The sequence below is a fragment of the Sphingobium sp. VMM genome, assembly GCF_056790315.1.
Map to the genome: position 1 here is coordinate 167,098 of NZ_JBXGSI010000010.1, position 26,888 is coordinate 193,985.

At 61.8% G+C, this 26,888-nt stretch carries 31 protein-coding genes and 2 pseudogenes; 26 read left to right on the forward strand and 7 right to left on the reverse strand.

Annotation, left to right across the window (positions count from 1 at the left end; all coding sequences use genetic code 11):
- The first annotated feature begins 36 nt into the window (after window positions 1–36).
- Window positions 37–1,449 carry a diguanylate cyclase gene (locus ACUCV3_RS14895; RefSeq protein ID WP_036526763.1) on the forward strand — a complete coding sequence of 471 codons (1,413 nt, stop codon included), beginning with the start codon at window positions 37–39 and terminating at the stop codon, window positions 1,447–1,449.
- 51 nt (window positions 1,450–1,500) lie between these two features.
- On the opposite strand, the gene ACUCV3_RS14900 is transcribed toward ACUCV3_RS14895, so the two are convergent.
- Window positions 1,501–1,659 carry a ribosome modulation factor gene (locus ACUCV3_RS14900; RefSeq protein ID WP_419555358.1) on the reverse strand — a complete coding sequence of 53 codons (159 nt, stop codon included), beginning with the start codon at window positions 1,657–1,659 and terminating at the stop codon, window positions 1,501–1,503.
- A gap of 395 nt (window positions 1,660–2,054) precedes the next feature.
- Window positions 2,055–2,999, reverse strand: a pseudogene (locus tag ACUCV3_RS14905) (DUF4158 domain-containing protein); the annotation flags it as partial.
- 140 nt (window positions 3,000–3,139) lie between these two features.
- Here ACUCV3_RS14905 and ACUCV3_RS14910 point away from each other — a divergent pair.
- Window positions 3,140–3,709, forward strand: a complete 570-nt coding sequence (locus tag ACUCV3_RS14910; RefSeq protein ID WP_313326528.1) for a recombinase family protein — start codon at window positions 3,140–3,142, stop codon at window positions 3,707–3,709.
- Between the two features lie 314 nt (window positions 3,710–4,023).
- On the opposite strand, the gene ACUCV3_RS14915 is transcribed toward ACUCV3_RS14910, so the two are convergent.
- The gene (locus ACUCV3_RS14915) at window positions 4,024–5,058 is read right to left on the reverse strand and encodes an IS110 family RNA-guided transposase (protein WP_010338606.1); all 1,035 of its coding nucleotides are present in this window, start codon (window positions 5,056–5,058) and stop codon (window positions 4,024–4,026) included.
- A 90-nt stretch (window positions 5,059–5,148) separates the two neighbouring features.
- Here ACUCV3_RS14915 and ACUCV3_RS14920 point away from each other — a divergent pair, with 90 nt between their 5' ends.
- Complete coding sequence (locus ACUCV3_RS14920; RefSeq protein ID WP_313326529.1) at window positions 5,149–5,430, forward strand: S-4TM family putative pore-forming effector; 282 nt, start codon at window positions 5,149–5,151, stop codon at window positions 5,428–5,430.
- A gap of 42 nt (window positions 5,431–5,472) precedes the next feature.
- Here the strand turns inward: ACUCV3_RS14920 and ACUCV3_RS14925 are convergent, their stop codons facing one another.
- Window positions 5,473–6,039 carry a hypothetical protein gene (locus ACUCV3_RS14925; RefSeq protein WP_069335890.1) on the reverse strand — a complete coding sequence of 189 codons (567 nt, stop codon included), beginning with the start codon at window positions 6,037–6,039 and terminating at the stop codon, window positions 5,473–5,475.
- Window positions 6,040–6,261: 222 nt separating this feature from the next.
- Here ACUCV3_RS14925 and ACUCV3_RS14930 point away from each other — a divergent pair, with 222 nt between their 5' ends.
- From ACUCV3_RS14930 to ACUCV3_RS15025, 20 genes are all read left to right on the forward strand, one after another.
- On the forward strand, window positions 6,262–7,023 hold the full coding sequence (locus ACUCV3_RS14930; RefSeq protein WP_482240714.1) for a helix-turn-helix transcriptional regulator: 762 nt from the start codon (window positions 6,262–6,264) through the stop codon (window positions 7,021–7,023).
- A 16-nt stretch (window positions 7,024–7,039) separates the two neighbouring features.
- Complete coding sequence (locus ACUCV3_RS14935) at window positions 7,040–7,783, forward strand: LuxR family transcriptional regulator (RefSeq protein ID WP_482240715.1); 744 nt, start codon at window positions 7,040–7,042, stop codon at window positions 7,781–7,783.
- Between the two features lie 72 nt (window positions 7,784–7,855).
- Entirely contained in the window at window positions 7,856–8,467 is a 612-nt protein-coding gene (locus ACUCV3_RS14940) for an acyl-homoserine-lactone synthase (protein WP_482240716.1), read from the forward strand.
- 10 nt (window positions 8,468–8,477) lie between these two features.
- Complete coding sequence (locus tag ACUCV3_RS14945; RefSeq protein WP_482240717.1) at window positions 8,478–9,425, forward strand: phytanoyl-CoA dioxygenase family protein; 948 nt, start codon at window positions 8,478–8,480, stop codon at window positions 9,423–9,425.
- A 50-nt stretch (window positions 9,426–9,475) separates the two neighbouring features.
- The gene (locus ACUCV3_RS14950) at window positions 9,476–9,817 is read left to right on the forward strand and encodes a hypothetical protein (RefSeq protein WP_482240718.1); all 342 of its coding nucleotides are present in this window, start codon (window positions 9,476–9,478) and stop codon (window positions 9,815–9,817) included.
- Window positions 9,814–10,482: a lytic transglycosylase domain-containing protein gene (locus ACUCV3_RS14955; protein WP_482240719.1), complete on the forward strand. Its 669-nt coding sequence runs from the start codon at window positions 9,814–9,816 to the stop codon at window positions 10,480–10,482. Before ACUCV3_RS14950 ends, ACUCV3_RS14955 begins: the two co-directional genes overlap by 4 nt.
- Window positions 10,479–10,817, forward strand: a complete 339-nt coding sequence (locus ACUCV3_RS14960; protein ID WP_021245259.1) for a TrbC/VirB2 family protein — start codon at window positions 10,479–10,481, stop codon at window positions 10,815–10,817. Before ACUCV3_RS14955 ends, ACUCV3_RS14960 begins: the two co-directional genes overlap by 4 nt.
- Entirely contained in the window at window positions 10,814–11,164 is a 351-nt protein-coding gene (locus ACUCV3_RS14965; protein WP_374412777.1) for a VirB3 family type IV secretion system protein, read from the forward strand. The genes ACUCV3_RS14960 and ACUCV3_RS14965 overlap by 4 nt, the downstream gene beginning before the upstream one ends.
- Window positions 11,157–13,568: a VirB4 family type IV secretion/conjugal transfer ATPase gene (locus ACUCV3_RS14970; RefSeq protein ID WP_482240720.1), complete on the forward strand. Its 2,412-nt coding sequence runs from the start codon at window positions 11,157–11,159 to the stop codon at window positions 13,566–13,568. Before ACUCV3_RS14965 ends, ACUCV3_RS14970 begins: the two co-directional genes overlap by 8 nt.
- 3 nt (window positions 13,569–13,571) lie before the next feature.
- Window positions 13,572–14,288, forward strand: a complete 717-nt coding sequence (locus ACUCV3_RS14975; protein WP_482240721.1) for a TrbJ/VirB5 family protein — start codon at window positions 13,572–13,574, stop codon at window positions 14,286–14,288.
- Window positions 14,288–14,491 carry an EexN family lipoprotein gene (locus tag ACUCV3_RS14980; RefSeq protein ID WP_189622083.1) on the forward strand — a complete coding sequence of 68 codons (204 nt, stop codon included), beginning with the start codon at window positions 14,288–14,290 and terminating at the stop codon, window positions 14,489–14,491. The genes ACUCV3_RS14975 and ACUCV3_RS14980 overlap by 1 nt, the downstream gene beginning before the upstream one ends.
- A 17-nt stretch (window positions 14,492–14,508) precedes the next feature.
- The gene (locus tag ACUCV3_RS14985) at window positions 14,509–15,453 is read left to right on the forward strand and encodes a TrbL/VirB6 family protein (RefSeq protein WP_482240722.1); all 945 of its coding nucleotides are present in this window, start codon (window positions 14,509–14,511) and stop codon (window positions 15,451–15,453) included.
- Between the two features lie 334 nt (window positions 15,454–15,787).
- Window positions 15,788–16,486, forward strand: coding sequence for a VirB8 family type IV secretion system protein (locus ACUCV3_RS14990; RefSeq protein ID WP_482240723.1), 699 nt, complete (start codon window positions 15,788–15,790; stop codon window positions 16,484–16,486).
- On the forward strand, window positions 16,483–17,340 hold the full coding sequence (virB9, locus tag ACUCV3_RS14995; protein ID WP_482240724.1) for a P-type conjugative transfer protein VirB9: 858 nt from the start codon (window positions 16,483–16,485) through the stop codon (window positions 17,338–17,340). The genes ACUCV3_RS14990 and virB9 overlap by 4 nt, the downstream gene beginning before the upstream one ends.
- Window positions 17,341–17,343: 3 nt before the next feature.
- Window positions 17,344–18,567, forward strand: coding sequence for a type IV secretion system protein VirB10 (gene virB10, locus ACUCV3_RS15000; protein WP_482240725.1), 1,224 nt, complete (start codon window positions 17,344–17,346; stop codon window positions 18,565–18,567).
- 3 nt (window positions 18,568–18,570) lie between these two features.
- Window positions 18,571–19,575: a P-type DNA transfer ATPase VirB11 gene (gene virB11, locus ACUCV3_RS15005; protein ID WP_482240726.1), complete on the forward strand. Its 1,005-nt coding sequence runs from the start codon at window positions 18,571–18,573 to the stop codon at window positions 19,573–19,575.
- Window positions 19,559–21,520, forward strand: coding sequence for a type IV secretory system conjugative DNA transfer family protein (locus ACUCV3_RS15010; protein ID WP_482240727.1), 1,962 nt, complete (start codon window positions 19,559–19,561; stop codon window positions 21,518–21,520). Before virB11 ends, ACUCV3_RS15010 begins: the two co-directional genes overlap by 17 nt.
- Window positions 21,510–22,373 carry an LPD7 domain-containing protein gene (locus ACUCV3_RS15015; protein WP_482240728.1) on the forward strand — a complete coding sequence of 288 codons (864 nt, stop codon included), beginning with the start codon at window positions 21,510–21,512 and terminating at the stop codon, window positions 22,371–22,373. The genes ACUCV3_RS15010 and ACUCV3_RS15015 overlap by 11 nt, the downstream gene beginning before the upstream one ends.
- 45 nt (window positions 22,374–22,418) lie before the next feature.
- Window positions 22,419–23,111, forward strand: a complete 693-nt coding sequence (locus ACUCV3_RS15020) for a hypothetical protein (RefSeq protein WP_482240729.1) — start codon at window positions 22,419–22,421, stop codon at window positions 23,109–23,111.
- Between the two features lie 3 nt (window positions 23,112–23,114).
- Window positions 23,115–23,948, forward strand: coding sequence for a protein NO VEIN domain-containing protein (locus ACUCV3_RS15025; RefSeq protein WP_482240730.1), 834 nt, complete (start codon window positions 23,115–23,117; stop codon window positions 23,946–23,948).
- Between the two features lie 36 nt (window positions 23,949–23,984).
- On the opposite strand, the gene ACUCV3_RS15030 is transcribed toward ACUCV3_RS15025, so the two are convergent.
- Entirely contained in the window at window positions 23,985–24,284 is a 300-nt protein-coding gene (locus ACUCV3_RS15030; RefSeq protein WP_482240731.1) for a WYL domain-containing protein, read from the reverse strand.
- Between the two features lie 386 nt (window positions 24,285–24,670).
- Here ACUCV3_RS15030 and ACUCV3_RS15035 point away from each other — a divergent pair, with 386 nt between their 5' ends.
- From ACUCV3_RS15035 to ACUCV3_RS15045, 3 genes and pseudogenes are all read left to right on the forward strand, one after another.
- On the forward strand, window positions 24,671–24,862 hold the full coding sequence (locus ACUCV3_RS15035; RefSeq protein WP_482240746.1) for a hypothetical protein: 192 nt from the start codon (window positions 24,671–24,673) through the stop codon (window positions 24,860–24,862).
- Window positions 24,861–25,241: pseudogene (locus tag ACUCV3_RS15040) on the forward strand (MobF family relaxase); the annotation flags it as partial. The gene ACUCV3_RS15035 and the pseudogene ACUCV3_RS15040, both read left to right, overlap by 2 nt.
- 47 nt (window positions 25,242–25,288) lie before the next feature.
- On the forward strand, window positions 25,289–25,489 hold the full coding sequence (locus ACUCV3_RS15045) for a hypothetical protein (RefSeq protein WP_067105133.1): 201 nt from the start codon (window positions 25,289–25,291) through the stop codon (window positions 25,487–25,489).
- A 110-nt stretch (window positions 25,490–25,599) separates the two neighbouring features.
- Here the strand turns inward: ACUCV3_RS15045 and ACUCV3_RS15050 are convergent, their stop codons facing one another.
- Together ACUCV3_RS15050 and ACUCV3_RS15055 are read right to left on the reverse strand one after the other, a co-directional pair.
- Window positions 25,600–25,731, reverse strand: a complete 132-nt coding sequence (locus ACUCV3_RS15050) for a hypothetical protein (RefSeq protein WP_255211350.1) — start codon at window positions 25,729–25,731, stop codon at window positions 25,600–25,602.
- Window positions 25,732–25,845: 114 nt separating this feature from the next.
- On the reverse strand, window positions 25,846–26,856 hold the full coding sequence (locus ACUCV3_RS15055; protein WP_482240732.1) for a 2-hydroxyacid dehydrogenase: 1,011 nt from the start codon (window positions 26,854–26,856) through the stop codon (window positions 25,846–25,848).
- Window positions 26,857–26,888: the final 32 nt, after the last annotated feature.

The window sequence follows — 26,888 nt, forward strand, 5'->3', positions numbered from 1 at the left end:
CATCGCCCTTAAAGGGGCGCGGAAGGGATCACATTGATGTTTACGGACGAAGAGCGGATCAAAGGGTCGGCGAAGCTGCCCGCCCATAGCCGGCACTCCCATGCGCCGCTCAAACTTCTCGCGGAGATGGCTGCCGAACATGGCCGTGAACTCGTCGCTTTGTTCTACGATACGCTGCTTCGTGACCAGGAGGCTGCCCAGTTCCTGAACCACGCTGTGGTGCAGGAGAGGCTCAGCTCTTCCCTCATTGAGTGGCTCACGCAGTTGTTTTCCGGACAGGACATTCGCGACTCCCCCGAAAAGCAGGCCCGCCAGAAGATCATTGGCGAAGTCCACGCTCGCATCAAGATTCCGGTCCATCTCGTAATGACAGGCGCGCTGGTGATCAAGACACGGCTCGCTGAATTGCTGCAGGGTCAGGCAGTCGATCCGTTGGTAGGCATTCGCGCGCTTCAACTTGCTGATGCGCGAATGGACACGGCCGTCATGCTCATCAGCCAGTCCTATGTAAAGGACACCACGGCAAGAGCGAGACTAGATGAAGCCTATCGGCTCTTCTCTCTGGATCAGGACGCTGCAGTCGACAAAGAGACGCAGCGCGCCAGCCTGATGGAGTGGAGCCAGAACACACTGTTCGCGCTTCTGCAAGCTGGCCCTGGTGGCGGGTTGCTCCGCTTGGGCGATTCCGCCTTCGGACTTTGGCTTCGGCATCGGGCACAGTTCATGTTTGAGCAATCGGCGCAGTTCAGCACTGTGGTCCGACTTGTCGAGCGCATCGATGAGATGCTCCTGCCAGAGCTGGATGCTCCCCGTAAGCGTCAGGATGGCTCATCCGCCTTGGCGGATTTGCGCGCCGCAGTTGACGAAATTTCCTTCCTGGTCGCTGATCTCTTCCAGACATTAAGCACCATGGAAGGAGGACGCGATCCGCTGACCCGTGCCCTTAACCGCCGTTTCCTGCCTGCCATACTTGGCCGCGAGGTCACATTCGCGAAGGAGAACGGGACAGCGCTCAGCGTCATGCTGGTCGATATCGACCACTTCAAGGCGATCAATGATCGGCACGGCCATCAGGTCGGTGATGAAGTCCTCCGGCAGGTGGCACAAGTGATCGTCGGGAATGTCCGGGCGACGGACTTCGTTTTCCGGTACGGGGGCGAGGAGTTCCTGATCGTCCTAGTCGAGACAGGCATCGAGGCTGCGGCCAACATAGCGGAGCGCATTCGGGCAGATATGGAGGGCCATATTTTCGAAACGGGAAGCTCGGGCGGCCTCAGTGTCACCGCGTCGATCGGCATTGCCCTGCATTCCGGCCATCCCGATCAGAAATTCCTGATCAAGGCCGCGGATGAGGCACTCTATCGGGCCAAGGCCGCAGGTCGCAACACGGTGGAACTCGCCCCGATTTATGGAGAAGGCGGGAAGGGGATTTGGCCGCTTGCCACATGACGTTCTTTACACCCAGATGTTTACGGGCATCAGGCTCCAAGTTTCCTGGATTTATCGGTGGCGGTATCGCTCGAGACCGCCACTTGCGTGGCTTGCATAACCAATCTCCCATGCTGCCCGAACATGGGAGGCACGGTAGGGATTGGCGTGACGCGGCAAGCCGGCCTGTGCGGCCTTCAGACCCCATCGATATGCATGGTCGAATTGCACTGATGGGCTCCTTCCCGATCAACCGATTGCCCGGCGACGGCGGCGGAGCATAATCGCGCCGACTGCCAGAACGAACAGGCCAAGCGCTCCTTTGCATTCCAGTTCCGTGTTTTCGCTGAAATCAGGAGACGACATTGCGACGCAAGCTCGTCAATGCGAGTGTGGCGAGCCTCTTTTCGCCTACGCCATTGCCGGAAAACTTGCTCATGGCCAAATCTATGGTGCGGACAAGCGCGTCGTCAGTGCGATCTGCCGCTGTCGATTTGCGCGCGTAGTGCTGCCTTACTCGCCCCGAAACAAGCGAAAGGAGACGGGCATCTTTAGGGCTCGCGATACGCCGTAGTCTTTGCAGTTCGTCGAGAGAAATTCCGACGCGTGTGTCGCGCAAAATCTCAAGCGTTCTTCGCGCGGGTGAAGATGCCGCCGATCAGCTTGTCCGCCATCTCCAGGGCGCTGTCCGTCAGCCGTTCTTCAAGATCGAGCAGGAAGGCAACGAGCGTGGCGCGTCGCCGGGAGGGAATATAGCGCTCGATCATATAGGCAGGCGACGCACGGCCTTCCCTGACATATTGCCGAAATCGGTCCGCGTGGATGCGGCCCGCGACGTCGGGGGAAATGCCGATCTTCCGCACCTGCCTCAGACGGTCGAGGATCTGGCGGACGTGATCGGGCTTGGCCGCGACGGGGATGGTCTTAAGCAAGGCGAGATGGCTCATGCCGCCGGCGGCGTCGAAGAGCTGATCGAGGGCCTGGACCTGTTCGGCGCTGAGATCGGCGATCAGGGCGTGGGCGGCCTGCTTGCGCGCGCGGGCACGTCCCGCGCTGCTGGCGCGTTCGATGGTGGAGATGGACGGCAGCAAAATCCGGGCCTCGCGCAGGGCGGTGACCACGCCCATCGCAATCGTCATCCCCTTGTCGGTCGCCCATGCCGTTCTCGCGGCCGCCTCGACCATGAAGGGAATATCGGCGCGGGTTGGCCCCCGAAGCCCCAAACGCGCCGCCAGCTCACGGGCATGATCCGTCATTGTCTGATCCCGCGCCGCATAGTTGGCCAGCTCGGTTACGTGCAGACCAAGTTGCTCCGCGACGAAAGCGGCGAGATCATGGGGTATTGCTCCCCTGTCCTGTATCAACTGCGCAAGCGTGATGCCCGGGTGCCGCAGGAGCGCGAGTTGCAGCGCCACGCCCAACTGGTTCCGTCGCTCCCGTCGCGCGCCGATGATCTCGATATCGGAAGGCTCGAAGGTATAGAGCCGGGCCAAATGGTCGCGATCGGTCGGGATGGCGAGTATCTGATCGCGTTCGCTCTCGGTCAGGAGTTGATGCTTGCGCTTCGTCATGCCGTTTCCTGTCCACAAAAGGTCATCTGGGCCTATGGACAGCGAGGAGTAAAGAGACATAGTATGTGGACGGATATGGGTGGGGCGCAGCGGCTGCCCTCCATAGCGTCCACAGAACGACCGTTTGGGAGACGTGCGGCATGGGTGATATTCTGGGCTATGCCCGCGTCAGCACCGGCGATCAGGACGTTGCGGGCCAGACCATGCGTCTGGAGAAGGCTGGCGCCATCAAAATCTTCACCGATGTCATTTCAGGTAAGAGCATGGAACGGCCCGGTCTGGCTGAGCTAATCGCCTATGCCCGCAAGGGTGACACGCTGGCGGTGGTCCGCCTCGATCGGCTTGGGCGCTCGCTTGCCGAACTTCTCACCACGGTTGAGACGCTACGCGGTCAGGGCATCGCGCTCCTGAGCCTTGAAGAAAAGATCGACACTTCGTCAGCTGCCGGCGAGCTCATCTTCCATGTGTTTGGGGCCATCGCCCATTTTGAGCGACGGCTGATTTCTGAGCGAACCAGAGATGGTATTGCCGCCGCCCGTGCTAAGGGCAAACAGCCTGGCCGTCAGCTGCTGGACATGTCCAAAGTGGATGCGGCCATCAAGCTGGTCGAAGCTCGTATCTCGCCTACCGAAGCAGCGCGGCAACTCGGCATCGGCCGATCGACCATTTATCGCGAAATGCGTAGGATGGGAATCGAACGGCCCGCCTGATTAAGCGCCCGTCCGTTCGCATCGAGCGTTCGCCATGCGTTCTCGCTTAGCGTTGCGTGTGGATGGCTCCCGCGTTGCGGTGCGATTTTCTGACGTTCTGACATGCCATATCGAGTGCAGTCGCGTGTCCGGCCTTTATGTGCAGCCTTTATACGGCTGCTGGCCTTGAAGGATTCCGCCAGCCCTGGCCTCCTCATCGTTTACGCGGACTCGAAGTCCTGTACGCTAAGCAGGTTTGCCGAAGCTCGGTGGATCGAATGGCTTGCCTTCAGTCGGTCTTCACACCTCAACCTTGTTTTGCCATCGCCTGCCAATCAGGCTGCGATCGCCAATTCCTTTCTTTCATACTCGACGCCGCGCGTCATCACCACCCATGCAATACGCGCCATCTTGTTGGCCAGAGCAACGGCCACGACCTTGGGCGGACGGCGATCAAGCAAGGCTTTGGCCCATTCAAAGCCTTTGACGCTGCCCGCCCGGACATGCCGCAGCACTGAAGTCGCACCGACGACCAGCAATTGTCGCAGGTAGCGATTGCCGCCCTTGGTAATCTTGCCCAGGCGGGTCTTGCCACCTGACGAGTTTTGCCGGGGCACGAGTCCAAGCCAGGCGGCGAAATGGCGGGCCGACCTGAAGCTCTGCGCGTTGGTCACCATCGACGCGAGCGCCGAGGCGGTGATCACACCAACGCCGGGGATGGTTTCAAGGATGTTGCTGACGTCGTTGCGATAATGCCAGCGGGTCAACTGCTTATCGATCCCGGTGAGCTTGTCCTGCAGTTCCTGAATGTGGCGCGCTAAGACGCCGAGTGTCTCGCGCGCCAGTTCCGGAAGATCGAGTTCGTCCCCTTTCGCAAGCCGATCGACCATGCGCACCACCTGCGCCACGCCGGTCCCCGTCACAAGACCGAATTCGGCCAGATGGCTGCGCACGGCATTGAACATCATCGTCCGCTGCTTGATCAGCAGTGCCCGCGTTTTGTGCAGCACGCCGCCAGCCTGCTGGTCAACTGACTTGATTTCGACGAACCGCATTGTCGGCCGCGTCACCGCCTCGCAAATCGCTTCGGCATCGGCGGCATCGTTCTTCTGCCGCTTGACGTAAGGTTTCACGTAGATCGGCGGGATGAGTTTTACGTCGTGGCCCAGGTTCTGGAGCTGCCGACCCCAGTGATGCGCCGTTCCGCAGGCTTCGATCCCGATCAGAACCGGAGGCAATGCCGCGAAAAACTTCAACATCTGTCCGCGCTTCAATTGCCGGGTCACAACCACCTGACCCGCAGCGTCTACACCATGGACCTGGAACACCGACTTCGCGATATCCAGCCCAATCGTGACAATCTCACTCATCGTCCGTCTCCTCGCTCTTCAGCCGAGGCAGTCTGCCTCAGCCGGTGAGCGGGAGCCATCCACTCCATCGTTTAGCGTACTTTCCACGCTATGCCCTCTTTCCGGCAGCGTGATGCGGCGGATGCTCAGAAGCTGGCCCGCGCAGAGGCTGAAGCACTATGGGAACTGGCGCTCGCGGGAGGTTGTGACGATAGCGAATGCGAAAGACGGTCGCGCGAATTTCAGAACAGCATATTCCAGCGCAGAACCAGCAATCCGCTGCTCCTGCCTTTCGTCTATCATTGGCTCCGATCCGGAATGGAGATCGACATGAACCTAGGGGCCGCTGATTTTCTGCGTCAGGCTGGGATAGCCGAAGTCAATCAATCCTGATGGCAATCCTGTTCAAATGCTGCAGGCGGGATGCAAGTTCGCTTATCCCGTGAACGCGAATTCACCTTGGACCGATGCTTTCGGCCCGCGAGCTGTCGGGCCGAGAAGACGCGCATCCCCAACCAATGTGTAGACGGCGTGGCGTTGCCCGCCGCGGTTTTGGTGGTCGACGCGATAGCCCTGATAGTGGCGGCGCAGGAATCCTGCATTCACGAGCTCGGAAACCGCACGGCTGAGATTGCTTTTGCCGGCGGTTCGAATGCGCACGCGCATTTCCTCAGCGATCGCCCGCTGTGCATCTTCTGCATCGCGCGGGAGCGATCCACCTCTGATGAGGTCTCTGTGCACTCGTTCGGCCAACGTTGCGTTACGTAGGCCGCGCTGGGCCATGGGCGTCAATGCGTCGCAAAGCCAGTCGCGCAGCGAAACAAGCTCGTTGTCCCGCTTGATCCAGGGACCGGCGCTCCCGTCGGGGCCGGCAACCTGGGCGATTAGGTTGAGCAGCATGAAGGCGTAGCGGGGGCGGCTTGAGACTTGCGCCAATCTCTCGAGCACGGCTGCGATATCGCAGCTGGTGGCAGGCTTGAGAGGCGTGGTGGGATGAAACATAACGCGACTGAATCAAGCACATACAAAGATCAATGTGAATCCGGAATCCGCACCATGAAGCGTTCTTTGTCGCCTATGACACTTTACCAGCAGGCAAAGTGTCATAGGCGATTCATTCCAAGCAGGTTTGTTGCGAATCGTTCTCAACTCACCGTGATAATCGCGGCGCTGGCCGCTTAACGCTGGACGAGAAGTTCTTTTGGCGACGAGCTTTGATCGTCTATGGCGAACAGGATAAAAGACTGCGGCCGCCTGGACGACCTCACGCGTTTCGCACAGGAGTGTGCGCGTGCTGGAAACCTCGGCGATTTGCAAGGCACCATCGATGCGGCCGTGCAGGAACTCGGTTTCCGCTGGTTCACGCTGCTCCACAATGTCGATCTTCGGCACGGAGGCGGGCAGCGCCTGTTCCTCACCACCTATCCGCCGGCCTGGCTCGAAGAGGTGCTCGAGGAGCGCCACTATATCGAGGACCCCATCCACGCGGCCTGCGCCCGCACGCCATCGGGGCTCGCCTGGGATCGGGTGGGCGACGTGCTTGAGCTTTCGTCGCGCCAGCGAAGCATCCTGAAACGCGCCAAGAATCATGATCTTGCAGCCGGCTATAGTTTGCCGATCAGGACGCCGGGTGAACCTGAGGCGATTTTCACCGTCGCCCGACCGCGCGATGAACCTTTGGATGCGGCGGAAATTCTCACCGCCCGGTTGCTGGGTTCGGTCGCTTATGACCGGGCGCGCGAACTGCTCGGCGAAGAGACGCGGACCTTGGCGTTCGTTTCCCTCAGTCCGCGCCAGGTCGAATGTATCGCGCTCGTGGCCCAGGGGAAGAGCGATTGGGAGATTGCCCAGATCCTCGGGCTTAGCCGCGACACCGTGCACGAATATGTTGAATCCGCGCGCCGGCGCTACGGCGTTCGACGCCGAACGCAGCTGGTACTGCGCGCGGTTCGCGACGGTCATCTCAACATGGACGCGCTCCTCTGATCTCGCTTGGGCCATAATGATCGGGCTTGGCCAAGTTCAGGAATTCTGCGCGGTCGCCGCGACAATCAAGGACAGTCGAGCACTCGCCGGCCTGATGGCCGAGATCACGCGTGAGATGGGTTTTCGGTACTTTGCCCTGGTCCACCATATCGACCTCAAGCCAGCGGTGAGCTCTGTCCATATCGTCGATTATCCGCCAGAATGGGTGGAGCGTTTCCAGGCGCGTCGCCTCTATGCCAGTGACCCGATCCACCGGGCCAGCCATCGCACCAATATCGGCTTTGCCTGGTCGTCGGTTCAATCCCTCATCACGCTTAGCGCTGCTGATCGGTCGATCCTGGCGGAGGCGCACGACGCCGGGCTGGGCGATCGTTTCACGGTTCCTGCCCATATTCCTGGTGAGGTGAATGGGTCCTGCTCATTCGCCATGGGGTCAGGCGACGTGCTCGATCAACGACAGCTCCCGCTCGTCCAGCTGATCGGCAGCTTCGCATTCGAAGCTGCGCGCAGACTGTCCCGGCAAACTCAAGCTCCATGCGAAGGCCCGAGCCTGACTGAGCGTCAGGCTGAATGTGTAGCGCTGGTCGCGCGCGGGAAAACCGACTGGGAGATTAGCCAAATCCTCGGCATTGGGCAGGAAACGGTGATCCAGCATGTAAAGGATGCGCGCGACCGCTACGGCGTGACGAAGCGCACGCTGCTGGCGATCCGCGCATTGTTCGATGGACAGATCAGCTTCGCAGATGTTTTCGGCCGATGATCTCCCCAGGACTGGGGATAACCGAAAGGACGCAGGCCTGATCGACTGACCGCCTCACCAAAGGAGGCTGTCATGCATATCGAAACCGGCGCTGCCCGCGCCATGGAGAACCGCCTGTTCCGTTCGATGTTCGAGGAACGCAAACGGGTATTTGTCGATCTTCTGCGCTGGGACGTGCCAGTCGTCGCCGGCCGCTATGAAATCGACCAGTTCGACAATGACCGTGCCGTTTACATCGTGATAGCCGACGCCGAGGGCGAGCATCTTGCCTCGGCGCGGCTGCTTCCCACGACCGGTGACCATATTCTCGGCACGATTTTCTCCGAACTATGTGAACAAGCGCCTCCCCAGGGTGGTGCGATCCTCGAGATCACGCGCTTTTGTCTTGCACGACGATTGCGCGCACGAGAGCGCCTGGAGGTGCGCAATCGGCTGGTGTCCGCGCTCGTCGAATATGCGCTCGGCAATCATATCGGCAGTTACACCGGCGTCGCTGAGTGGTCCTGGTTCCAACAGATCCTGAGCTTTGGCTGGGTATGCCGTCCCCTCGGCACCCCCGGCTCGACACGCGGACGCTGCCTTGTGGCCTTACAGATCGACATCGACGGCCGCACCCGCGAGCAGCTGCAGGCCAGCGGCATCTGGCGCTCGGTCGGCCTTGCCGATCTAGCCAAGGCTGCTTGAGGAGGGCACCATGACAAATCTCTCCACCTATCGCCAAGCTGTCGAACCTGCGGTCGATGACGATTTGCAGCGGCACGGCTTCTGCGTGTTGCGGGACATCGCATCCAAGACAGAGATCGCGGAGATCGATCAGGCCCTCGATCCGCGTTTTGCCGCCACACCCTTTTGTCAGGGCGGCTTCTACGGTCCGCGCACCAAGCGCTTCGGCGGCCTTTTGAAACGCGTACCTGCTGTCGAGCGGCTCGTGCGCCATCCCGCGATCATGTGTTTGGTGCGGTCGGTTCTCGACCCTTGGTGCGATACCATCCAGCTCAACCTGACGCAGGCGCTCGAACTGCATCCAGGAGCGCCGGCGCAGTTTCCTCACAGGGATCAGGATATGTGGCGCGGCCCGACCGGCGAGATCGAATATCTCGTCAACGTGATGTGGCCGATTTCTCCGTTCAAAGCTGAAAATGGCGCGACATTGATCTGGCCCGGGAGCCATAATGCCGGCTCCGCGGTCAAGGACGCGCAGCCCATGGCGGTTGAGGCGGAGCCGGGCTCGGCGATCCTCTTCCTCGGTTCCACGCTGCATAGCGCCGGCGCCAACATGACCGGTGCGATCCGGCGTGGCATCATCGTCAGCTATTGCCTGGGCTGGCTGAAACCTTACGAAAATCAATGGCTGACCTATCCGCCCAATGCGGCCCGTGCGTTCGATCCAGAGCTTGCCGCGCTTGTCGGCTATCAGCAGCACCGCCCCAATCTCGGCAATTATGATGGCCAGTGTCCGTCCATCCTGCTCGAGGGTGATCCACCCGAATATTTGGCGGCGATCGACGCGCTGCGGCCCGATCAGGAAGGTGCGCTGGCCGAATTCCTAGACCAGCAACGCACAGGCCAACTCCCCCCGGCTGGGGGGATTGCCGAAATCGGGGCCGGGCGGAACAAAAGAGAGGTGAAATCCAACGGATAGCTGACGCCAATTCCCGACGCGGGAGGTGTCTCTCGCGGGGGAATGACCCGATGCAACGCGTGACTCTCAGCCTGGCGGTGCTCGCCATGGGCACCGCCCTTCAACCGGCTCCCGTGCGAGCGAATGACTTGGGCTGCCAGGTTCTACTGTGCCTTTCCAATCCTGGTGGCGCGACGCAATATGCCCAGTGCGTCGCGCCCATGACCAGGTTGTGGCAGCGCTTGGCCACCGGCGGCTCTTTTCCCGCCTGTAGCGGCGGCGGTGTTGCTCGTACCAAGGTCTACGATCGCGATTCCGCAACGCGGCGCCGGGTTGTCATGACCTTCAGCGATGGACGCCGCGAGACCTACTCGCTGGCCCATATCGAGCGGCTGCAGGATCTCGCTCAATGATCCTCGACGTCGCCAGTCTCCTCGCCCTTGCCGGCTCATGCGCGCCAAGCGTGGCGCCTGAGACGCTGATCTCGATCGTTCACACGGAAAGCCGGTTCAACACGCTGGCGATCGGGGTCAACAGTCCGGGTGCGCGCAAGCCGGCGCCGGCGACGAGGGCACAGGCGATTGCCGTAGCGCGTCGCCTCATTCGCCAAGGCTACAACATCGACTTGGGCTTGGGGCAGATCAACAGCGCCAACCTCGGATGGCTCGGTCTTTCGGTGGAGGATGCCTTCGAGCCGTGCCGCAACCTTGCCGCCGCCGCGCGGGTGTTGACGACCAACTATCAGTCGGTGGCGCACTCCGCCCAGAGTTCGGACCATGCGATCGCAACAGCGCTCTCGCTCTACAATACCGGCGATCGGCGGCGCGGCTTTCGCAATGGTTATGTCGCCCGAGTCTATGCCAGCGCGTCGACCATCATCCCCCTGATCCGCGGCAGGCCAACAGCGCCGGTCCTGCCGGCGCGCGTCCAGCTTGCCGACGCGGCGATCGCCAAACGGCAACCCTCTGGGCTCGCAGCGACGCAGGCGGCCGGTTGGAACACCGCCGCCGATGCCCGGCAAGCCTCGCTCATGGTCTTCGGGGACGGGACAACTTCTCAGAAAGGACAGCATCCATGACAGCGATCACCGCCCGCCTGGGCTCCCAGCCCCAATGGGCGCGTCTTCTGCTGCGCATCGCCGGCATCGTCGGCCTGGCGATGCTTCTCTCTTTGCTGCTGAGCGATCCTGCTCATGCGCAAGGCGCGGACGGCATCACCTCGATGGCGGAGAACATCAAGACCTGGCTGACGGGAACCTTTGCCAAGACGATTGCGGTCATCGCCGTCGTCATCGTCGGTTTCATGTTCTTCACCGGACGGGCGAGCCTTGGCCTTTTGGTGACGGTCATCGTCGGCATTTTCATCGTCTTCAGCGCGCAGTGGATCGTCGATACCATCACAGGTGGCGCGTGAAGGAGGCAGCGCCCTCGAACGAGCGGCTGCGCGAGGAAACGCTTTTCCTTGCGGTGACCCGGCCGACGATGTGGCTGGGCGTGCCGCTCGAAGCATCCTTGCCGATTGCGCTTGCTGCCTGTCTCACCCTGATCGTCAGCGGCAATCCGCTTTACGCGATGGCGATCGGCGGCGCGTGCCTCGCGGTGGCGCGCCTCATCGTGCGCCACGACGCCAATGCATTTCGCCTGCTATGGTTATGGACTTTGACCAAGGCGCGCTGCCGGAACCGCGGCTGGTGGGGTGGAAGTTCCTATTCGCCGCTACCGGTCGCGGGGATGAAGCGCAAGGGTTTCGCGCGTGGCTAGCGCCGCCGCCCAGCTGCCGCCACGCAAGACCCCCTGGCGGGTTCTGGCCCGAGAGGCGGAGCCCGGGCGCTATCTGCCCTATGCCCGCCATGTGACGCCCGATGTGATTGCGCTCGATAGCGGCGATCTCATGATGATGTTCCGTCTCGAAGGGCTGGCTTTCGAGACGGCTGATCCGATCCACCTCAATGATTGGCACGAGAAGCTCAACGGCACCTGGCGCAACATCGCCGACGATCGGCTTGCGATCTGGACCCATGTCGTCCGCTCAGCCGTAGGGGACTATCCCGAAGGGCAGTTTCGCTCAAAGTTCGCCGCCGAGCTCGACGGCAAATATCGGGCGCGCGTCACCGCCAAGCGGATGTTCGTCAATGAGCATTATCTGACGCTTCTCATGCGTCCGGCAGTCGGATCGGCCGACCGGACCGGGCTGCTGCTCAAGCGGATCGCGAAAGCCAAGGCCGCAGAGGAGGAGGTCGATCCCGATGAACTCGCGCGCTTCGAGGAGAAGGCGCGCGACATCGAGAAGCTGCTCCGCCGCTGCAGTCCGGCGCGCCTCGCCCTCTACGAGCATAATGGCCTGATCTTCTCCGCCCCGCTTGAGGTGCTCGAGCAAGTGATGATGGGTGCGCGATCCAGGGTTCCGCTCGTCCGCGGTCATCTGGGATCGGCGCTTTATGGCGAGCGCGTGATTTTCGGACGCGAGACAGTTGAGATCCGCGCCCATGACGCAAGTCGCTGGCAGGGTATCTTCGGGATCAGAGAGTATCCCGCGCTGACGCGCCCGGGCCAGATGAATGCCTTGCTCGGCCAGGATTTCGCCTTCGTCGTCTCGCAATCCTTCACCTTCATGGGCAAGGCGCGGGCAGCCGAACGGCTGCGCCGCCGGCAAAACCAGATGGCCTCGACCGAGGATGCCGCAGCGAGCCAGGCGCTCGATCTCGCCGATGCCGCCGACGATCTGCAAAGCAACCGGTTCGTGCTCGGGGAGCATCATTTCTCGCTGGCGGTCTTCGCCGAGAGCCAGAGGCGGCTTGCCGACAATCTCTCGGCCGCGCGTGCGGCATTGGCCGATGCTGGTTTGGTGGCGGCGCGCGAAGGACCAGCGCTCGAAGCAGCGTTTTGGGCGCAGCTGCCCGGAAATTTCGCATGGCGGGCGCGGCCGGCGGCGATCACCTCGCGCAATTTTGCCGCCTTGGCGCCGTTCCATACCTATCCTGCGGGCCGGGCCAAGGGGAACCATTGGGGGCCTGCGATCGCCATGATGAAGACGGCCGCGCAATCGCCCTATTATTTCAACTTCCATGTTGGCGACTTGGGTCACACACTGATCATCGGTCCTTCCGGCGCGGGCAAGACCGTCGTCCAGAATTTTCTGATGGCGCAGCTCGAGAAGACGGGCGCGCAGCAGATCTTCATCGACAAAGACCGCGGCGCGGAGATCTATGTCCGATCCGCGGGCGGGATCTATCTCACGCTGAAGAATGGGGAGCCTACAGGTTTCGCTCCTCTGCGGGCACTCGACTATGGTCCGCGCAATCTTGTTTTCCTGGGGCGCCTGATCCGGCAGCTGGTGACGCCGGTCGGAGGTCAGCTCGGCGTCACGCAAGAGCGCATGATCGACGAGGGGTTGGCCTCGCTCGGACGCCTCGCGCCGGAGGACCGGTCCATTCTCGCGCTTCGCCAGTTGCTCGGCCAGCGCGACCCGGAAGGCATCGGCGCTAGGCTGGAGAAATGGGCGCGGGGCGGATCGCTCGGCTGGGTGTTCGACAATGAGATCGACGCTTTGTCGCTTGAGGCGCCGTTTGTCGGCTTCGACATGACCGATTTTCTCGACAACCCCGAAGTCCGCACGCCGCTCATGATGTACATGTTCCACCGGATCGACGGTCTCCTCGACGGCCGGCGGCTCGTGATCGACATCGACGAATTCTGGAAGGCCTTGGGTGATGACGCCTTCCGCGCCTTTGCGCAGGATGGCCTCAAGACCTACCGCAAGCAGAATGCCTTTCTTGTCTTCGGCACGCAAAGCCCTGCGGATGCGCTGCGTTCGGACATTTCGCACAGCATCATGGAGCAGGTTGCGACCAAGATATTACTGCCCAACCCCTATGGGCGCGAAACGGACTATGTCGATGGACTAGGTCTGACCCAGGCGGAATTCAAGCTCATCCGCCACGATCTGAATCCGGAATCCCGCCGGTTCTTGGTCAAGCAAGGCCATGACTCAATCATCGTCGAGCTCGATCTTGGCGGTCTCTCCGACGAGCTGGCAGTTCTCTCGGGCACTACGGAAACGGTGACGCTGCTCGACGCCATCCGCGCCGAGGTCGGCGACGATCCCGAAAACTGGCTGCCCCTCTTTCACCAGCAGCGTCGGTCTCCATCGAGCAGGAAAGGATGAGCTATGCGTAAAGGCAAAATCGCAGCGATCGGTGCGATTATCTTGGGAACAGCAGGTCCGGCCGCCGCCCAAGGCATACCGGTCTATGACAGCTCTGGCTATTTGCAGGCGCTCGCCACGGTCAAGAACACCCTGTCAATGATCGAGCAGGGCAAGGAGCAGATCGCCGAGGCCAAGCAGCTCTACGGTAGCTTCAATCAGGTCACCGACGTCAACGGCATTGCCCCCTCGCTTTCCACCGACGCGATGCGCCATCTTCTGCCGCGCGAGGCCCGCGACCTCGGCAGGTTGATGTCGTCGGACAATGCCAGCCTGGGATCGCTTGGCAGTGCCGCGACCCGGATTCGCGATGCCAACCGCATTGCGCTGCCGGACCTGCGGCCAGGCGCCTCAGCCTATGAGCGCGCGTCGCGCGACACTCTGTTGCGGAGTGGCGATCTAGCCGCCCGCGATGCCGCGATCGCGGAGTCGGCCTATGGCGTCTCGGCCCAACGCACAGCGGGCTTGGAAGAACTGCGCACCTCGCTCGATACGGCTTCGGACGCGAAACAGGTCATGGACATCCAGGCAAGGGTAGGGGTCGAAAACGCCCACATCCAAAATGATGCCCTGCAGTTGCAGGCGTTGCGGATGCGGCAGGAGTCAGAACGTCGTCTTCAAATGCAGCGCGACGATGAGCAGGATTTAGCCGACCTGTCGGCAAGTTTGGGAGGCTCGTAATGCTCCGGGCCATTGTCGTAAGCGTTACTTTGGTTGGCTTGCTCGGCTGCAAACCGCCGACCGGAAAAGATGAGTATCGCAGTAACACCGATCTGCGGAATCAAACGCTTAGGGACTGCGCGAATGGGACCCATCCAAGTTCCCGCGAGTGCGTAAATGCTCAGGACGTTAAAGATCTCGATGAACTGAAGCGGTCACTTTGACAGCGAGCTGACACGCAATGGCCTCTACACTGTTCAACGATTTCTATATGCAGGTCGACAATCAGTTGGACCTGTTCCTCAACGAGCGTCTTCAAAACGTAGTTGAGGTTGTTCGCGGACCACTCGCCGTCGGGCTTGTCATTTATATCGCTTTGTTCGGCTACATGGTGATGCGCGGTATCATTAGCGAACCCTGGGGCGAACTGTTCTACCGGATGGTCAAGCTCTGCCTGCTGTATATTGCCGCAACGACGGTCGCCTATTCCGAGTGGATCACCACACCTATTTTCCATGGGATGCCGGACGCACTCTCGCAGGCACTCTCCGGGCGGACCATCACCAGCGTGGGCGCCGCATTTGATGACTACTTCAATCAAGCCGACAGCATAGTTCTCATAATTCGCGCCAAAGCTGCGACGTACATTGAAATTAATCCGATGCGCTTGGTGCTGATCGCACTAGCCGTTTGCATATACGCGCTGGCAGGATTATCCGCCGCGATCGGTTTCGCAATTACTATTTTTGCCAAAATAGCGCTGGCCATCATTATCGCCATCGGGCCAATTTTTATTGCACTTGCATTGTTCGAACCTACGCGCCGCTTCTTTCATGGATGGCTCGGGCAGGTCTTCAACTACATAGTTCTCATGGGAGTGATCATCGCGATTACGACGCTCATTTCTGATTTGGGCAGCATCGCAATCGCAGCTGCCGAATCAAAAGCTGATGTGACAATCGGTGCGGTTCTTTTCGCGGTCTATCTCTTTCTCGGGACCATATTCTTCTTCCAGGCTCCGGCCATCGCCACCGGCATTGCGGGCGGGGCCGCCGCCGGGGTTGGTGCCTTCGCCGGGACCGCCTGGGGGACGATGGCATCTCCCTTCCGACAACGCCGCATTGCGCGCAACAGCCGCAATCTGGAGCGCGCCGCTCGCCGTGGTGGCTCCATCGAAGCGGCATAGCGAGACATGATCATGACTTTGCCCTTTCCACGAAAATCGGCGTTCACCATCCGTCCGGTTACGTTCTGTCTGATGGGTGCCCTCCCATTGCTGGGCCTCGCGGCATGCGCATCCGGACCCAAGAAGCTGGCCGTTTGCAACGGGCACCATCTGCGGGACGTGAATATCTATGGGAGCGTTCTGCCCGGATCGCCGGTGCCGGCGACTACAGCGCCGCGCCCTGCGCCGCCCATTCCTCCCTTGTCTCATCCGCAGGTGAGCGATCCACCGCCTCCGCCCGCGGTGCCAGCGCCTCCGGATGACAAGGTTTCCTTTGCGCCAAAGGACATTCGTTATGCGAGTTGCTGACAATGGCGCGGAGGCGGTGCCTACTTCCGGGCTCAAACGCTATTTCCAGGAAGCGCGGAGCTGGGACCAGGACAGGGTTCGATCGGCATTGCGATCGACACGTATTGCTTGGACCGTGGCAGCGGTAACCTCGATCCTGGCGGCGGCATCCATTTTTGCTGTCGCCGCGCTGGCCCCGCTCAAGACCGTCGTGCCCTATGTCATTCGGGTCAATCAGACGACGGGCGCGGTGGATGTCCAGACGGCGCTGACCCAGCGGCCGATGCGCTATGATGAGGCGGTCACAAAATACTTTCTCGCGCAATATGTCCGGACGCGTGAAAGCTGGATACCGGCGGCTGCCGAGGAGAATTTCCGCTTCGTAACGATCCTGTCGCAGCCTGCGGAGCAGCAGCGCTGGGCGCGCTTCTTCAGCAACAACAATGCCGCCAGTCCGCAGAACGCCTGGGGGAAGAACGTCGTTGTGCAAACACGAGTGCGCAACATCGCCTTCATCAATGATCGGGTCGCTAACGTGCGCTTTACGCGGGAGATCCAGACCGAGACGGATACGCAGAGCAGCGATTGGATCGCCACGGTCACTTTCGCTTATGCCAACGCGCCGATGGCCGAAGGTGATCGCTATCGGAACCCGCTCGGCTTCCAGGTCGAGAATTACCGCTCCGACCCGGAGGTGGTCCGATGAAAATATTGGTCGCTGCGGTTATCATCGCGTTTGCATCCCCGTCTGCTGCCCATGCGGTCGAGGTCCCGCATGGCGCTGCGTCTGACCCGCGCGTCAAGTTCGTCGATTATGAGGAGGCGCAGGTCTATCGCATCGTCGGGACTTTCCGGACAGCAACCCAGATTGTCCTCAGCGAGGACGAGACGATCCAACACGTCGCGCTGGGCGACACCGTCTCCTGGGAGGTGGCGGTGGCTGGCCACATCCTGTTCCTCAAGCCGCGCGAACGCGCTGGGCCGACCAACCTTATCGTCACCACGTCTCGCGGCGGAACCTTAAGAAGCTATGCCTTTGAACTCACGGCTCGCAGTGGTCCGATCACCGGTCGCACCAGCCAGGCCTATTTCCAGGTCCGTTTCCGCTATCCGAGGGACGAGGCGGCGCGAGCCCAACGCCTGAGAGCAGCACAGATCGCGATGCAAGCGGCTGCACTGGAGGCCCAGGCTGTTCGCGGTGCCCTCGATCATGCGGTGATCGAGGGGTCGCGCAACATGAATTACAAGGTTCAGGGTTCGAGCGATCTGCAGCCGTCGGAGGTCTCCGACAATGGCCAATTCACAGTGCTGCGGTTTCCGGCGAACCGGGAAGTTCCTGCCATTTATCTGGTGAGGCCAGACGGGTCCGAAACGCTGGTTCCGTTCGACGTTCGCGACGAATTCGTCGTCGTTCATTTGGTGGCGCGCCAACTGCGCCTGCGCCGGGGCGGCGAGGTGCTGTGCATCTATAACCAGGCGGCCGAACCTTATGGCGTCGATCATGGAACGAATACCGGATCGCCTCACGTCGAGCGCACCATCACCCATCCGCAGGAATGAACCATGGCCGATGAACCGTCCCCTGTTGTGCGCCCGCTGCCCGGTGCCGATCCAACGCCCGAAAGGCACGAAATTCTTCACGAGCGTGGAATCGAGCCGATCGGCGGCATGACGCCTGCGCGGCGCAACACGGCGTTGATCTTCGCCGGCACGGCGATGGTCCTGGGCATTCTTTGGGTGAATTCCGGCACGGGCAAGCAAGCCTCGTCTCGCGACCTCACCGCGCCGGCAGGCGCAGCGCGGGAACGCCCCGATATCGTCGCCCGGGAAACAGTCGATTATGCTGCGGTCGCCCCTCAACGCCGGCCGCTCGGGGCAGCCGGCGCGGACCCCAACGCGCCGGTGCTCAATCCAGCCGCTGGCGTTCCCGGCCCCGAAGGTCAAATTGTCCCCGCCATGCAGCCGGGCGCGTCACCGAGCGGAACCAGCGCCCCTCGGCCAACGCTTGCCGAGCAGGCGCGGCGGTCCACACTGATTGCCTATGGAGGTCGCGATCTCGGCGGCGAGGCTGGCGCGCCCACAGCTGCAGGGGCCGTCGGCGAAGCGCCTGACAACGTTGCCGGATCGCCAGAGAGCGGCGAGGGCAGGGCACCCAACGCGCTCGATCTTCTGCGGCAAAGCTCGTCGGTCGGGGAAGCGCGGGCCTCGATGCTGCCGAACCGCAACTTTCTGATTACGGCGGGCACATTGATCCCCTGTATCCTGCAAACCGCCATCAATTCCGCGCAGCCCGGTTACACGTCCTGCCTGATTCCGCGGGACGTTTATTCCGAGAATGGCCGGGTCGTACTCATGGAAAAGGGCACGCGCGTTCTCGGCGAATATCGCGGCGGCATCCAGCAAGGACAAAATCGCCTGTTCGTCCTCTGGACGCGAGCGGTAACGCCCCAGGGCGTGCGGATCGATCTTGCCTCGCCTGGCTCCGATGCACTCGGCCGAGCCGGGCTTGCAGGCGCGGTCGACAGCTTCTCCTGGGCGCGTTTTGGCGGCGCCCTGCTCCTCTCGCTGGTCGATGATGCCGCCTATATCGCCGGACAGGCTGCCTCCAGCGGCAACGGCAATTTCAACAATGTAACGCGGGCGCCCAGCGAAGGCGCGGCGATCGCTCTGCAGAACAATATCAATATCCGGCCGGTCCTGAAGAAGAATCAGGGTGAGGAGGTCGGCATCTTCGTCGCCAAGGATTTCAACTTCGCCGATGTCTACAATCTGGAACTGCGGCGGTAAGCCATGCGCGATACCGCCGTCCTCCGTCACTATCTCGCGCCGCTCCTGCCGCTCCTGGAGCCGGATGATGTCACGGAGCTGGTGGTCAATCGACCGGGGGAAGCGGGGATCGAGGATCGAGAAGGATGGCGCTGGCAGCAGATGCCGGAGCTGGACAGCGACTGGCTGGGGACGCTCGCCGTTGCTGCGGCGAGCTTCACGCACCAGGACATCGATGGTCAGTCCCCGATCTGTTCGACGGTCCTGCCGGGCGGAGAGCGCTGCCAGATCGTCATACCGTCGGTCACCCCAAGCGGTTGTCCTTCCTTCACGATCCGCAAGCCGTCGACCGTGACCCTGCCGATCGACCAACTGGCCGGCGCCGGGCTTTTCCGCACGACGCGCGCCAGCGCCAAGGGTCTCACCGATGTCGATGCGCGGTTAGTGGCGCTGCGCGACGCGGGCGACTGGCCGGAATTCTTCAAGGTCGCCGTTCCGGCACGCAAGAACATTCTGGTCAGTGGCGCCACGGGTTCGGGAAAGACGACCCTCGCGAAAGCGCTCATCCAGCTTATCCCACCGGAGGAGCGGTTGCTCACCATCGAAGACACCCGTGAGCTGGTCGTGCCTCATCGCAATGTCGTCCATATGGTCTATTCGAGCGAGGGGCAGGGCCTGGCCAAGGTTGGCGCCAAGCAGCTGCTCGAAAGCGCACTGCGCATGCGGCCTGATCGGATCTTGCTGCAGGAACTACGCGACGGCACTGCCTTCTACTACCTGCGTAACGTCAATTCGGGGCATCCCGGGTCGATCACCACGGTCCATGCCGGCTCGGCCGCCGGCGCGTTCGAACAGCTGACGCTGCTCGTCAAGGAATCGGAAGGCGGCCGCGATCTCGCCCGCGACGATATTCGCGGACTCCTTCGCATGCTCGTCGACGTCGTTGTGCAGACACGCCGTCACGGCGGGCGGTTTGAGGTCGAAGAGATCTATTTCGAGCCGAGGATGGGCGATGCTGGCGCGGCGTAGTCCCTGGGCGATTGGCCTGTGCGTGATCGGCGCAATTCTGCTGTGGGCTGTCATCACCCTGTTCGTTGCTCTATTCGGACTCGGGCAGATCGGACCTAATATCGATCTCGGCACTCTGCCGGCCTGGCTCTGGTATTATCGCGGCGATCCGCTGCTCGCTGACTGGATCAGGCGGGGTGCGATGGCCGGCGCCGCCGTAGTCGCGCTTCTTGTCCTCACGATCCTGCGGCAAGGCCCCGCCTTGCATGGCAGGGCGCGGTTTGCGCGCGAGGGCGAAATCCGACGCGAGGGGCTGCGTGCCCCGTCTGGTATTGTCGTTGGACGCAAAGCAGGACGTTTTCTCATTTTCGGCGGGAACGAGCATGTCCTGCTCGAAGCGCCGACGCGCGCCGGGAAGGGCGTCGGTGTTGTCATCCCCAATCTGCTGACCTGGCCGGATTCGGTCGTCGTGCTCGATGTGAAGCGGGAGAATTGGAGTACCAGCGCCGGTTACCGCCAACGTGCCGGCCAATCGGTTTACCTCTTCGATCCGTTGGACCCTGAAGGGCGGACGGCACGGTACAATCCCCTGGCCCATATCCGGCGAGCCGATGACACCGAAGTCGTCAACGAGCTTCAGAAAATCGCGGTCATGCTCTTCCCCGCGCCGGAACGATCGGACCCGTTCTGGGCCGAGGCGGCGCGGGCGGCCTTCATCGGCGTCGGCGCGCTCGTTGCTGCCAATCCTGGCATGCCCTTCACGATCGGCGAGATCTATCGACGGCTCACCACTGGGGATCCCAAGAGCGATCTTCCCAAGGCCCTGGAAGAAGCGAGGGGGGCGGGACAGCGCCTAAGTCAGGCATGCGTCTCGGCAATCCAGGATTTCGCCTCGGCTTCGGACAACACCTTTTCCGGGATTAAGCAGACGATCACGGCGCGCCTCAATCTCTGGCTCAACCCCGTCGTCGATGCGGCGACATCGGCAAGCGATTTCGATCTGCGCGAAGTCCGGGCGCGGCGCATGTCGATCTATCTCGGTGTCTCGCCCGACAATATCGACCGGATCGCGCCAGTTTATAGTCTCTTCCTGCAGCAGCTGGTGGATCTCAACACGCGCGATTTGCCCGATGCTGCCAGCAATGTCCCTGTCCTGATCTTGCTCGATGAATTCGCAAGGCTCGGGAAGGCCTCGGTCATCGCGGGCGGCTTTTCCTATGTCGCCGGATACGGCTTGCGCCTGCTGCCAGTGATCCAGAGCCGGGCGCAGCTGCGTGCCATTTATGGCCCCGATGTTACCGACGAAATCATCGCCAATTGCGGCCTTGAGGTGGTGTTCACGCCCAAGGAGCTGAAGGGCGCGAACGAGCTTTCAGAGCGGCTCGGCTTCTTCACGATGAATGTGAAATCGCGCAGCCGAACGATTCATGGGCTACTGGCCAATCGCAGCGTATCGGAATCCGATCAGCGCCGCGCCCTCCTGCTGCCGCAGGAGCTGATGCAAATGTCCAAGACCGAGCTCTTGTTGCTGCGCGGCGGCATCGCGCCGGTTCGCGGCAGGAAGATCGCCTTTTATCGAATGCCGCGTTTCACACGGCGCGTTTTGTCGCCGCCCATTCTGCCGTCGCGGCCTATCCCCGCTGCACCATCCCCAACGGTTCTGCCGCCTGGCAAGCATCAGATGGTGCCCCCTTACAATGTCGCGGAGGGGCCAACGGCGAAGAGCACGGGCGGGGCCCTGCTGGAGGAGACCAAGATGCGGGAAATGACCGACGGTGAACTGGCGGGCGCGGCCCAGATTACCGATGACATGCTGGTCCTAGGCGACCTGACTGACTTACCTCCGCCCGGCGATGAGGCAGCCGCTATCGCTTTCGTGTCATCGATGATCGAGCGGGCGCTCGTGCAGACGGAAGGGGCGTCGTCTTCACCCCTCATCCAGGAAAGGGCAGATCATGGCCGCTGAAAAACCTCTGACGCCACGTGGTACGGGCAAGCGTAGCAATACGATCGGGCAGGACGCGGGAGCCAGGCCGAGGAATGCGGCGCAACCGTCGCTTGAACCAGCCAAGAAGGGGAAGTCGTTTGATCCGTCCGTCCTCCAAGCGGCATCGCCCGGTGACATTCCCGATGCCTTGCGAAAGCGCTATTTCTCCACGAAGAGCAAATGGTCGGGCGAGCCCGCCTATTTTACGACGGCGCAGGCCAAGGAACCGGCGTTTCGCGACCAGGGTAGACGGCTCATCACCTCGAGCGAAAGCGACGAGGTCGTGCGCGATCTCGTTGCCATCGCTCGCCATCGCGGGTGGTCGCACGTCCATGTTACCGGCAGTGAGACGTTCCGAAGGGCCGCGTGGCTCGAAGCCAGTCGCCAAGGTTTGGAAGTACGGGGATATCGGCCGAGCGAACGGGATTTGCAGGAGCTGGACCGAGTGCGGCGCGATGCTAGTCGCAACAGCATCGCCCCTACCGTCACCGCGCCGGCGTCGCGCGAACCCAGTCGCGATCGACGCCAGGCTGATGAGGCGTCTAGGCATACTCCGTCCGAACAAAGCCGGGAGAAGAATGCGCGGGCGGCACAGAGCCAGCTTCGCGTGATCGAGACAGTGGTGCGCGCGGCATTATTCGACAATCCCGATGCTGTTGCCAGGGTGATGAAGGTGGCAAACGACAAGGTGCGAACGCATCTGCAGGCGGGTCGGCAGTTTCAGGCGGCCAAGGTGCGGGACACCTCGGTCCGGGCCGTTGAGCCGTCAGGCCGGAACCGGCAGGAACCCGGCAAGGAACGAGCGCCGCTGCAACGATCTCGAGGCCGTTGATCGAGAGGGATTGAGCCTGACCAGCAAGGCTTTACCATATCGGTCATGGCCTATCGCTATCCGCCCGGCAGCCCGCTGCACCATGAGATTTTGAAGGCCAAGCAGCGCGAGCTGCGTGGCGATTTTCCGGAGCCGCTGACGCTCAGGGTGCATCGCGCGCTATCGTGGCTGCGCCGTGCCGAGGCCGAGCAGACCGATGAGGATGTGCGTTTCATCCTGCTCTGGATCGGCTTCAACGCGGCCTATGCCGGCGACGTTGAAGCATCGCGGGTGATTGGTATCCCCGAGGGTGAGCGGGGATTGTTCCAGGCCTTCTTCGCAACCCTTGTGGGCTTTGATGGCAAACATCGCATCTACGACATGGTCTGGCAGCGCTTCCCTCAGGAAATCCGGGTGCTGCTCGCAAACCGCTATGTCTTCCATTCCTTTTGGCAGCATCACAATGGTGCGTCCGGCTATGCCGACTGGGCTGACAGGCTCGAGCGGTCGCGGACAGCGATAGGCTCCGCACTGCGCGATCATGACACGGCCAAGATACTCTCGATCCTGTTCGACCGGCTTTATGTGCTGCGCAACCAACTGGTGCATGGTGGCTCGACATGGAACAGCGATGTCAATCGCGCCCAGGTCAGGGACGGCGCCGCGCTGCTCGGCTGCTTGCTGCCGATCTTCATCGATCTCATGATGGACAATGCCGGGCATGAATGGCCGATGCCGAACTACCCGGTGGTTGAATAGGGCGTGGCGGAAGTCTGGTCCGATCAGGAAATTGATCACATCGTCGCCGACTATTTCGCCATGCTCACCGACGAGCTGGTTGGTCGCTCCTTCAACAAAGCGGCGCGAAACCGCGATCTTCAGGCTGTGATCGACCGCAGCAAGGGCTCGATCGAGTTCAAGCATCAGAATATCAGCGCGGTCTTGCTCGGCCTTGGTCAGCCCTGGATCGAGGGCTACAAGCCGGCCGCCAATTTCCAGAATGCGCTGGTCGATGGCGTCCTGCGGTGGTTGGAGGCGCGGCCCGAATGGCTGGCTCCCGACAGGCTCTCACGAGCTGCCCTGAACGTACCGGAAGCGCAGGGATCACTGCGGATCGGGCCGCCGCCCACGGTGCGCAACGAACCGTCGCCGATCGATCCAGCGTTCATGGCCGCGATCGGCCGCAAATATGATGTCGCCGAGCGCGATGCGCGCAACCGGGCGCTTGGCAAGGCGGGTGAAGAATGTGTGCTGCATCACGAGCGCCGTCATTTATCTGCCGCGGGCCGCGACGATCTCGCGGACAAAGTCCGCTGGACATCTGTGCAGGATGGCGATGGTTTTGGCTTCGATATCCGAAGCTTTGAAACGGACGGGCGCGAGAAGCTGATCGAGGTCAAGACCACCAACGGATGGGAACGCACGCCCTTTCATATCTCTCGCAATGAGCTGGCCGTCGCCGATACGAGGCGCGAGGAATGGTGTCTCATGCGGCTGTGGAATTTCGCCCGTGCGCCGAGCGCCTTCACGCTACGCCCGCCCTTGAGCGATCATGCACAATTGACGGCGACCGGTTTCCTCGCCGAGCTTCACTGAAAACGGCCGCCACCAAGGGCGACACAAATCGAGCAATCAGGGCAGGGCCGGGAAGTCGGGACGCGCATGGCCTTCGACCAGCGCCCGCAGTCCTGCCGGTTCGAGCACCTCGACCTTGTCGCCCCACTGATAGAGATGCCAGGCCATTTCCAGCCAGCCTGCGGCCTTGAACCGGACGATCAGACTGCCGTCGTCCCGATATTCGGCCGATTGGTTGGGATGGAACTGGAATTCCGCCGCGCGCGAGGCTGCGCCGGGAAGAAAACGCCAGACGACCTCGCCATATTGGGCGGGGTCCTGATAGGCGCCGAAGGCCTGCGCCGCATGATCGTTCAAGGAAAAGCCGGACTGGATGGGAAAACTCTCATCGAGACATTCGGCGCTGTGAATGCGGTCCAGGCGAAAATGGCTCTTCGCTGTGCTTGATCATCTCGTCGGTCTCCTTGAACGAGCCTTAAACTCTCAAGTGACCGGCGCAAAACCGTTACAAGTCCACTTCGGGCTTCGGCTCGCTTGAGGCCGCGACGGTGTTTTCCGAGGCCGAGGCCGCGAACTTCGACATTCCCATCGCCGACGACCAGCCCGAATGGCTCGCCCTGCCGGCGCCGCTTTCCTGAAGGAGGCCGCACATGCGCTATATCATTGCGCTTTACGAGATCGACCGCGCCTATGGGGGTGCAGAGGAAGGCGGATGATATTTCGATACCGGCGAACAGGTCCGCTTGCTGGCGCTCGCGCCGACCGAAGCCCGGGCTGTTGCGCTTGCCGATCGCTCCAACCGCCTCCTCGAGCGGCTGCAGCGCCATCGCCGCCGCGTCGATTCCGTCCTTTATGACGGCGGCCGCTACACCGCCGTGGTTTTCGAATGGACCGCGCCGCCGGTCTTTCCCGAGGTCCGGCCGCACTACGCCTGACCGCAACCTCTCGAACCAGCGCCTCTTCAATGTCGGTGTCACCCGCGTCCGCGACGAACTCACGATGGTCGTCGATGACCGGGAGAAACTCGCGCGTCAGCTCGACATGAACCCCGGCAACAAGACTTCCGCGCTTGAGACGCTCGGCCGGCTCGACATCGATGGGAAAAAGGGGCCGGGTCCACGCGAGAAGTTTGATCCGGGACCGATCGATGGGGTCGATCTCTCCGACCTCCCGCCACTTCCAGGCGATCTGCCGCCGCTGCCCGATGGCGCGGCGCCGTCGGTGAAGGATCCGCAACAGCCCCTCGACCCGAAACCCGATCGCGGCGACGTGCTGCCGCCGCTCCCCGAGCGAAGCCTCGGCCTCGATTTATAGTGTTTGGCTGCCGGCATGGTGCCCGCGGCAAGAGAAGGAGACGAATGATGGGATGGGAATTCGAACAAGCTGGCAAGTTCGGCAGCGAGAGAGCGGCTGACGACTATGTGCGACGCAACAATCTCGACCCCCGGGACGTGCAGATCACCCGCAAGGGCGAGGAGGTGGAACTCAATATCCGACGGTCCGCTCTCGATCGCCGAGGCTTGCGCGATAGCCATGAGGGCAGGCGGGACGGCTGGAACTGAGGGGTTTGCCACGGACGCTTTTCAACTTCTGCCGTCGCTGTTGCCGGTGGTCGACCTTGCTTTCGGCTTCCTACTGATCTCGATACCGGCTTATCCGCTGCCGAATGCAGTCAGTGGATGGCGAGCGCCCAGATCAGCTGCGTTCCCAGCGTCACGAACAGAAGCGCCAGCCCGATCCCGACGCGCAGCTGAGATTGCGTGGGGCGGTGCTTGTGGGCGTCAGTCGCGGGGAGAATGTACATGATAACTGCGTCCTTCCTCGTCGACGCAGTTTCGACCAGTGCTGGATGTGGACCTATTGGGAATAATACGAAGGAAAGGGCGGAGGGCGCGCTGTATCCTCCGCCCATCGATGCTCAGGCCAGGAGTTCCGTTCCGATCTGATGCGCTGCCCGGCCGGTCTCTTCGAAGCTCGAAATGTTGTGGATTGTGGTCTCGGCGATGGCGGTCATCGCTTCGCGCGTGAAAAAGCCCTGATGGCCTGTGATGAGGACATTCGGGAATGTCAGGAGGCGCGCGAAAACATCATCCTGCAGCATGGTTTCCGACAGGTCTCGGAAGAAGAGATCGCCTTCTTCTTCATAGACATCGAGGCCCAGCGCCCCGATCCTTCCCGATTTCAGTCCGGCGATGACGGCGCGGGTATCCACGACGGCTCCCCGGCTCGTATTGATCAGCATCGCACCCTCGCGGATCAGTTTGAGCGAATTTGCACCGATCAGATGATGCGTTTGCGGCGTGAGCGGACAATGGATGGTTACGATGTCGGATCGTTCCATCAGCTCGGGGAATGGCACGTAGGTCACGCCCCGTTGCTCGAGGATCTCATCCGGGACTGGGTCGAAGGCCAAGAGCGTGCATCCGAACCCTTGAAGGATATTGGCCACGACCGCGCCAATGCGGCCAGTTCCCACGATCCCGACCGTTCGGTTGCCGAGATTGAACCCAAGCAGGCCATCCAACGCGAAGTTCCCCTCCCGGACCCGGACATACGCCCGGTGCAGCTTGCGGTTGAGCGACAGGATGAGCGCGACGGTATGTTCGGCGATTGCTTCGGGGGAATAGGCCGGCACGCGCGCGACGGCGATCTCCAGCGCCTCAGCCGCTTCGAGATCGACATGATTGAAACCGGCGCATCGCAAGGCAACCAGTCTCGTGCCTTGGCTGTGAAGCGCGGCGAGTATGTTTTGATCGAGTCGGTCGTTGACGAAGGCGCAGATCGCACCCGATCCCGCCGTCAGCGCCACCGTCTGCTCCGAGAGGCTGGCGTCGAAATAACGCAAGGTGTGCGAATTTCCGGCAGCCGCGTTGGCCAGATCGAGAAACTCCCGATCATAGCTACGGGTGCTAAAAACGGCGACGTCCATCTTCCAACTTCTCCTGGCCGCAGTGCGCGTGG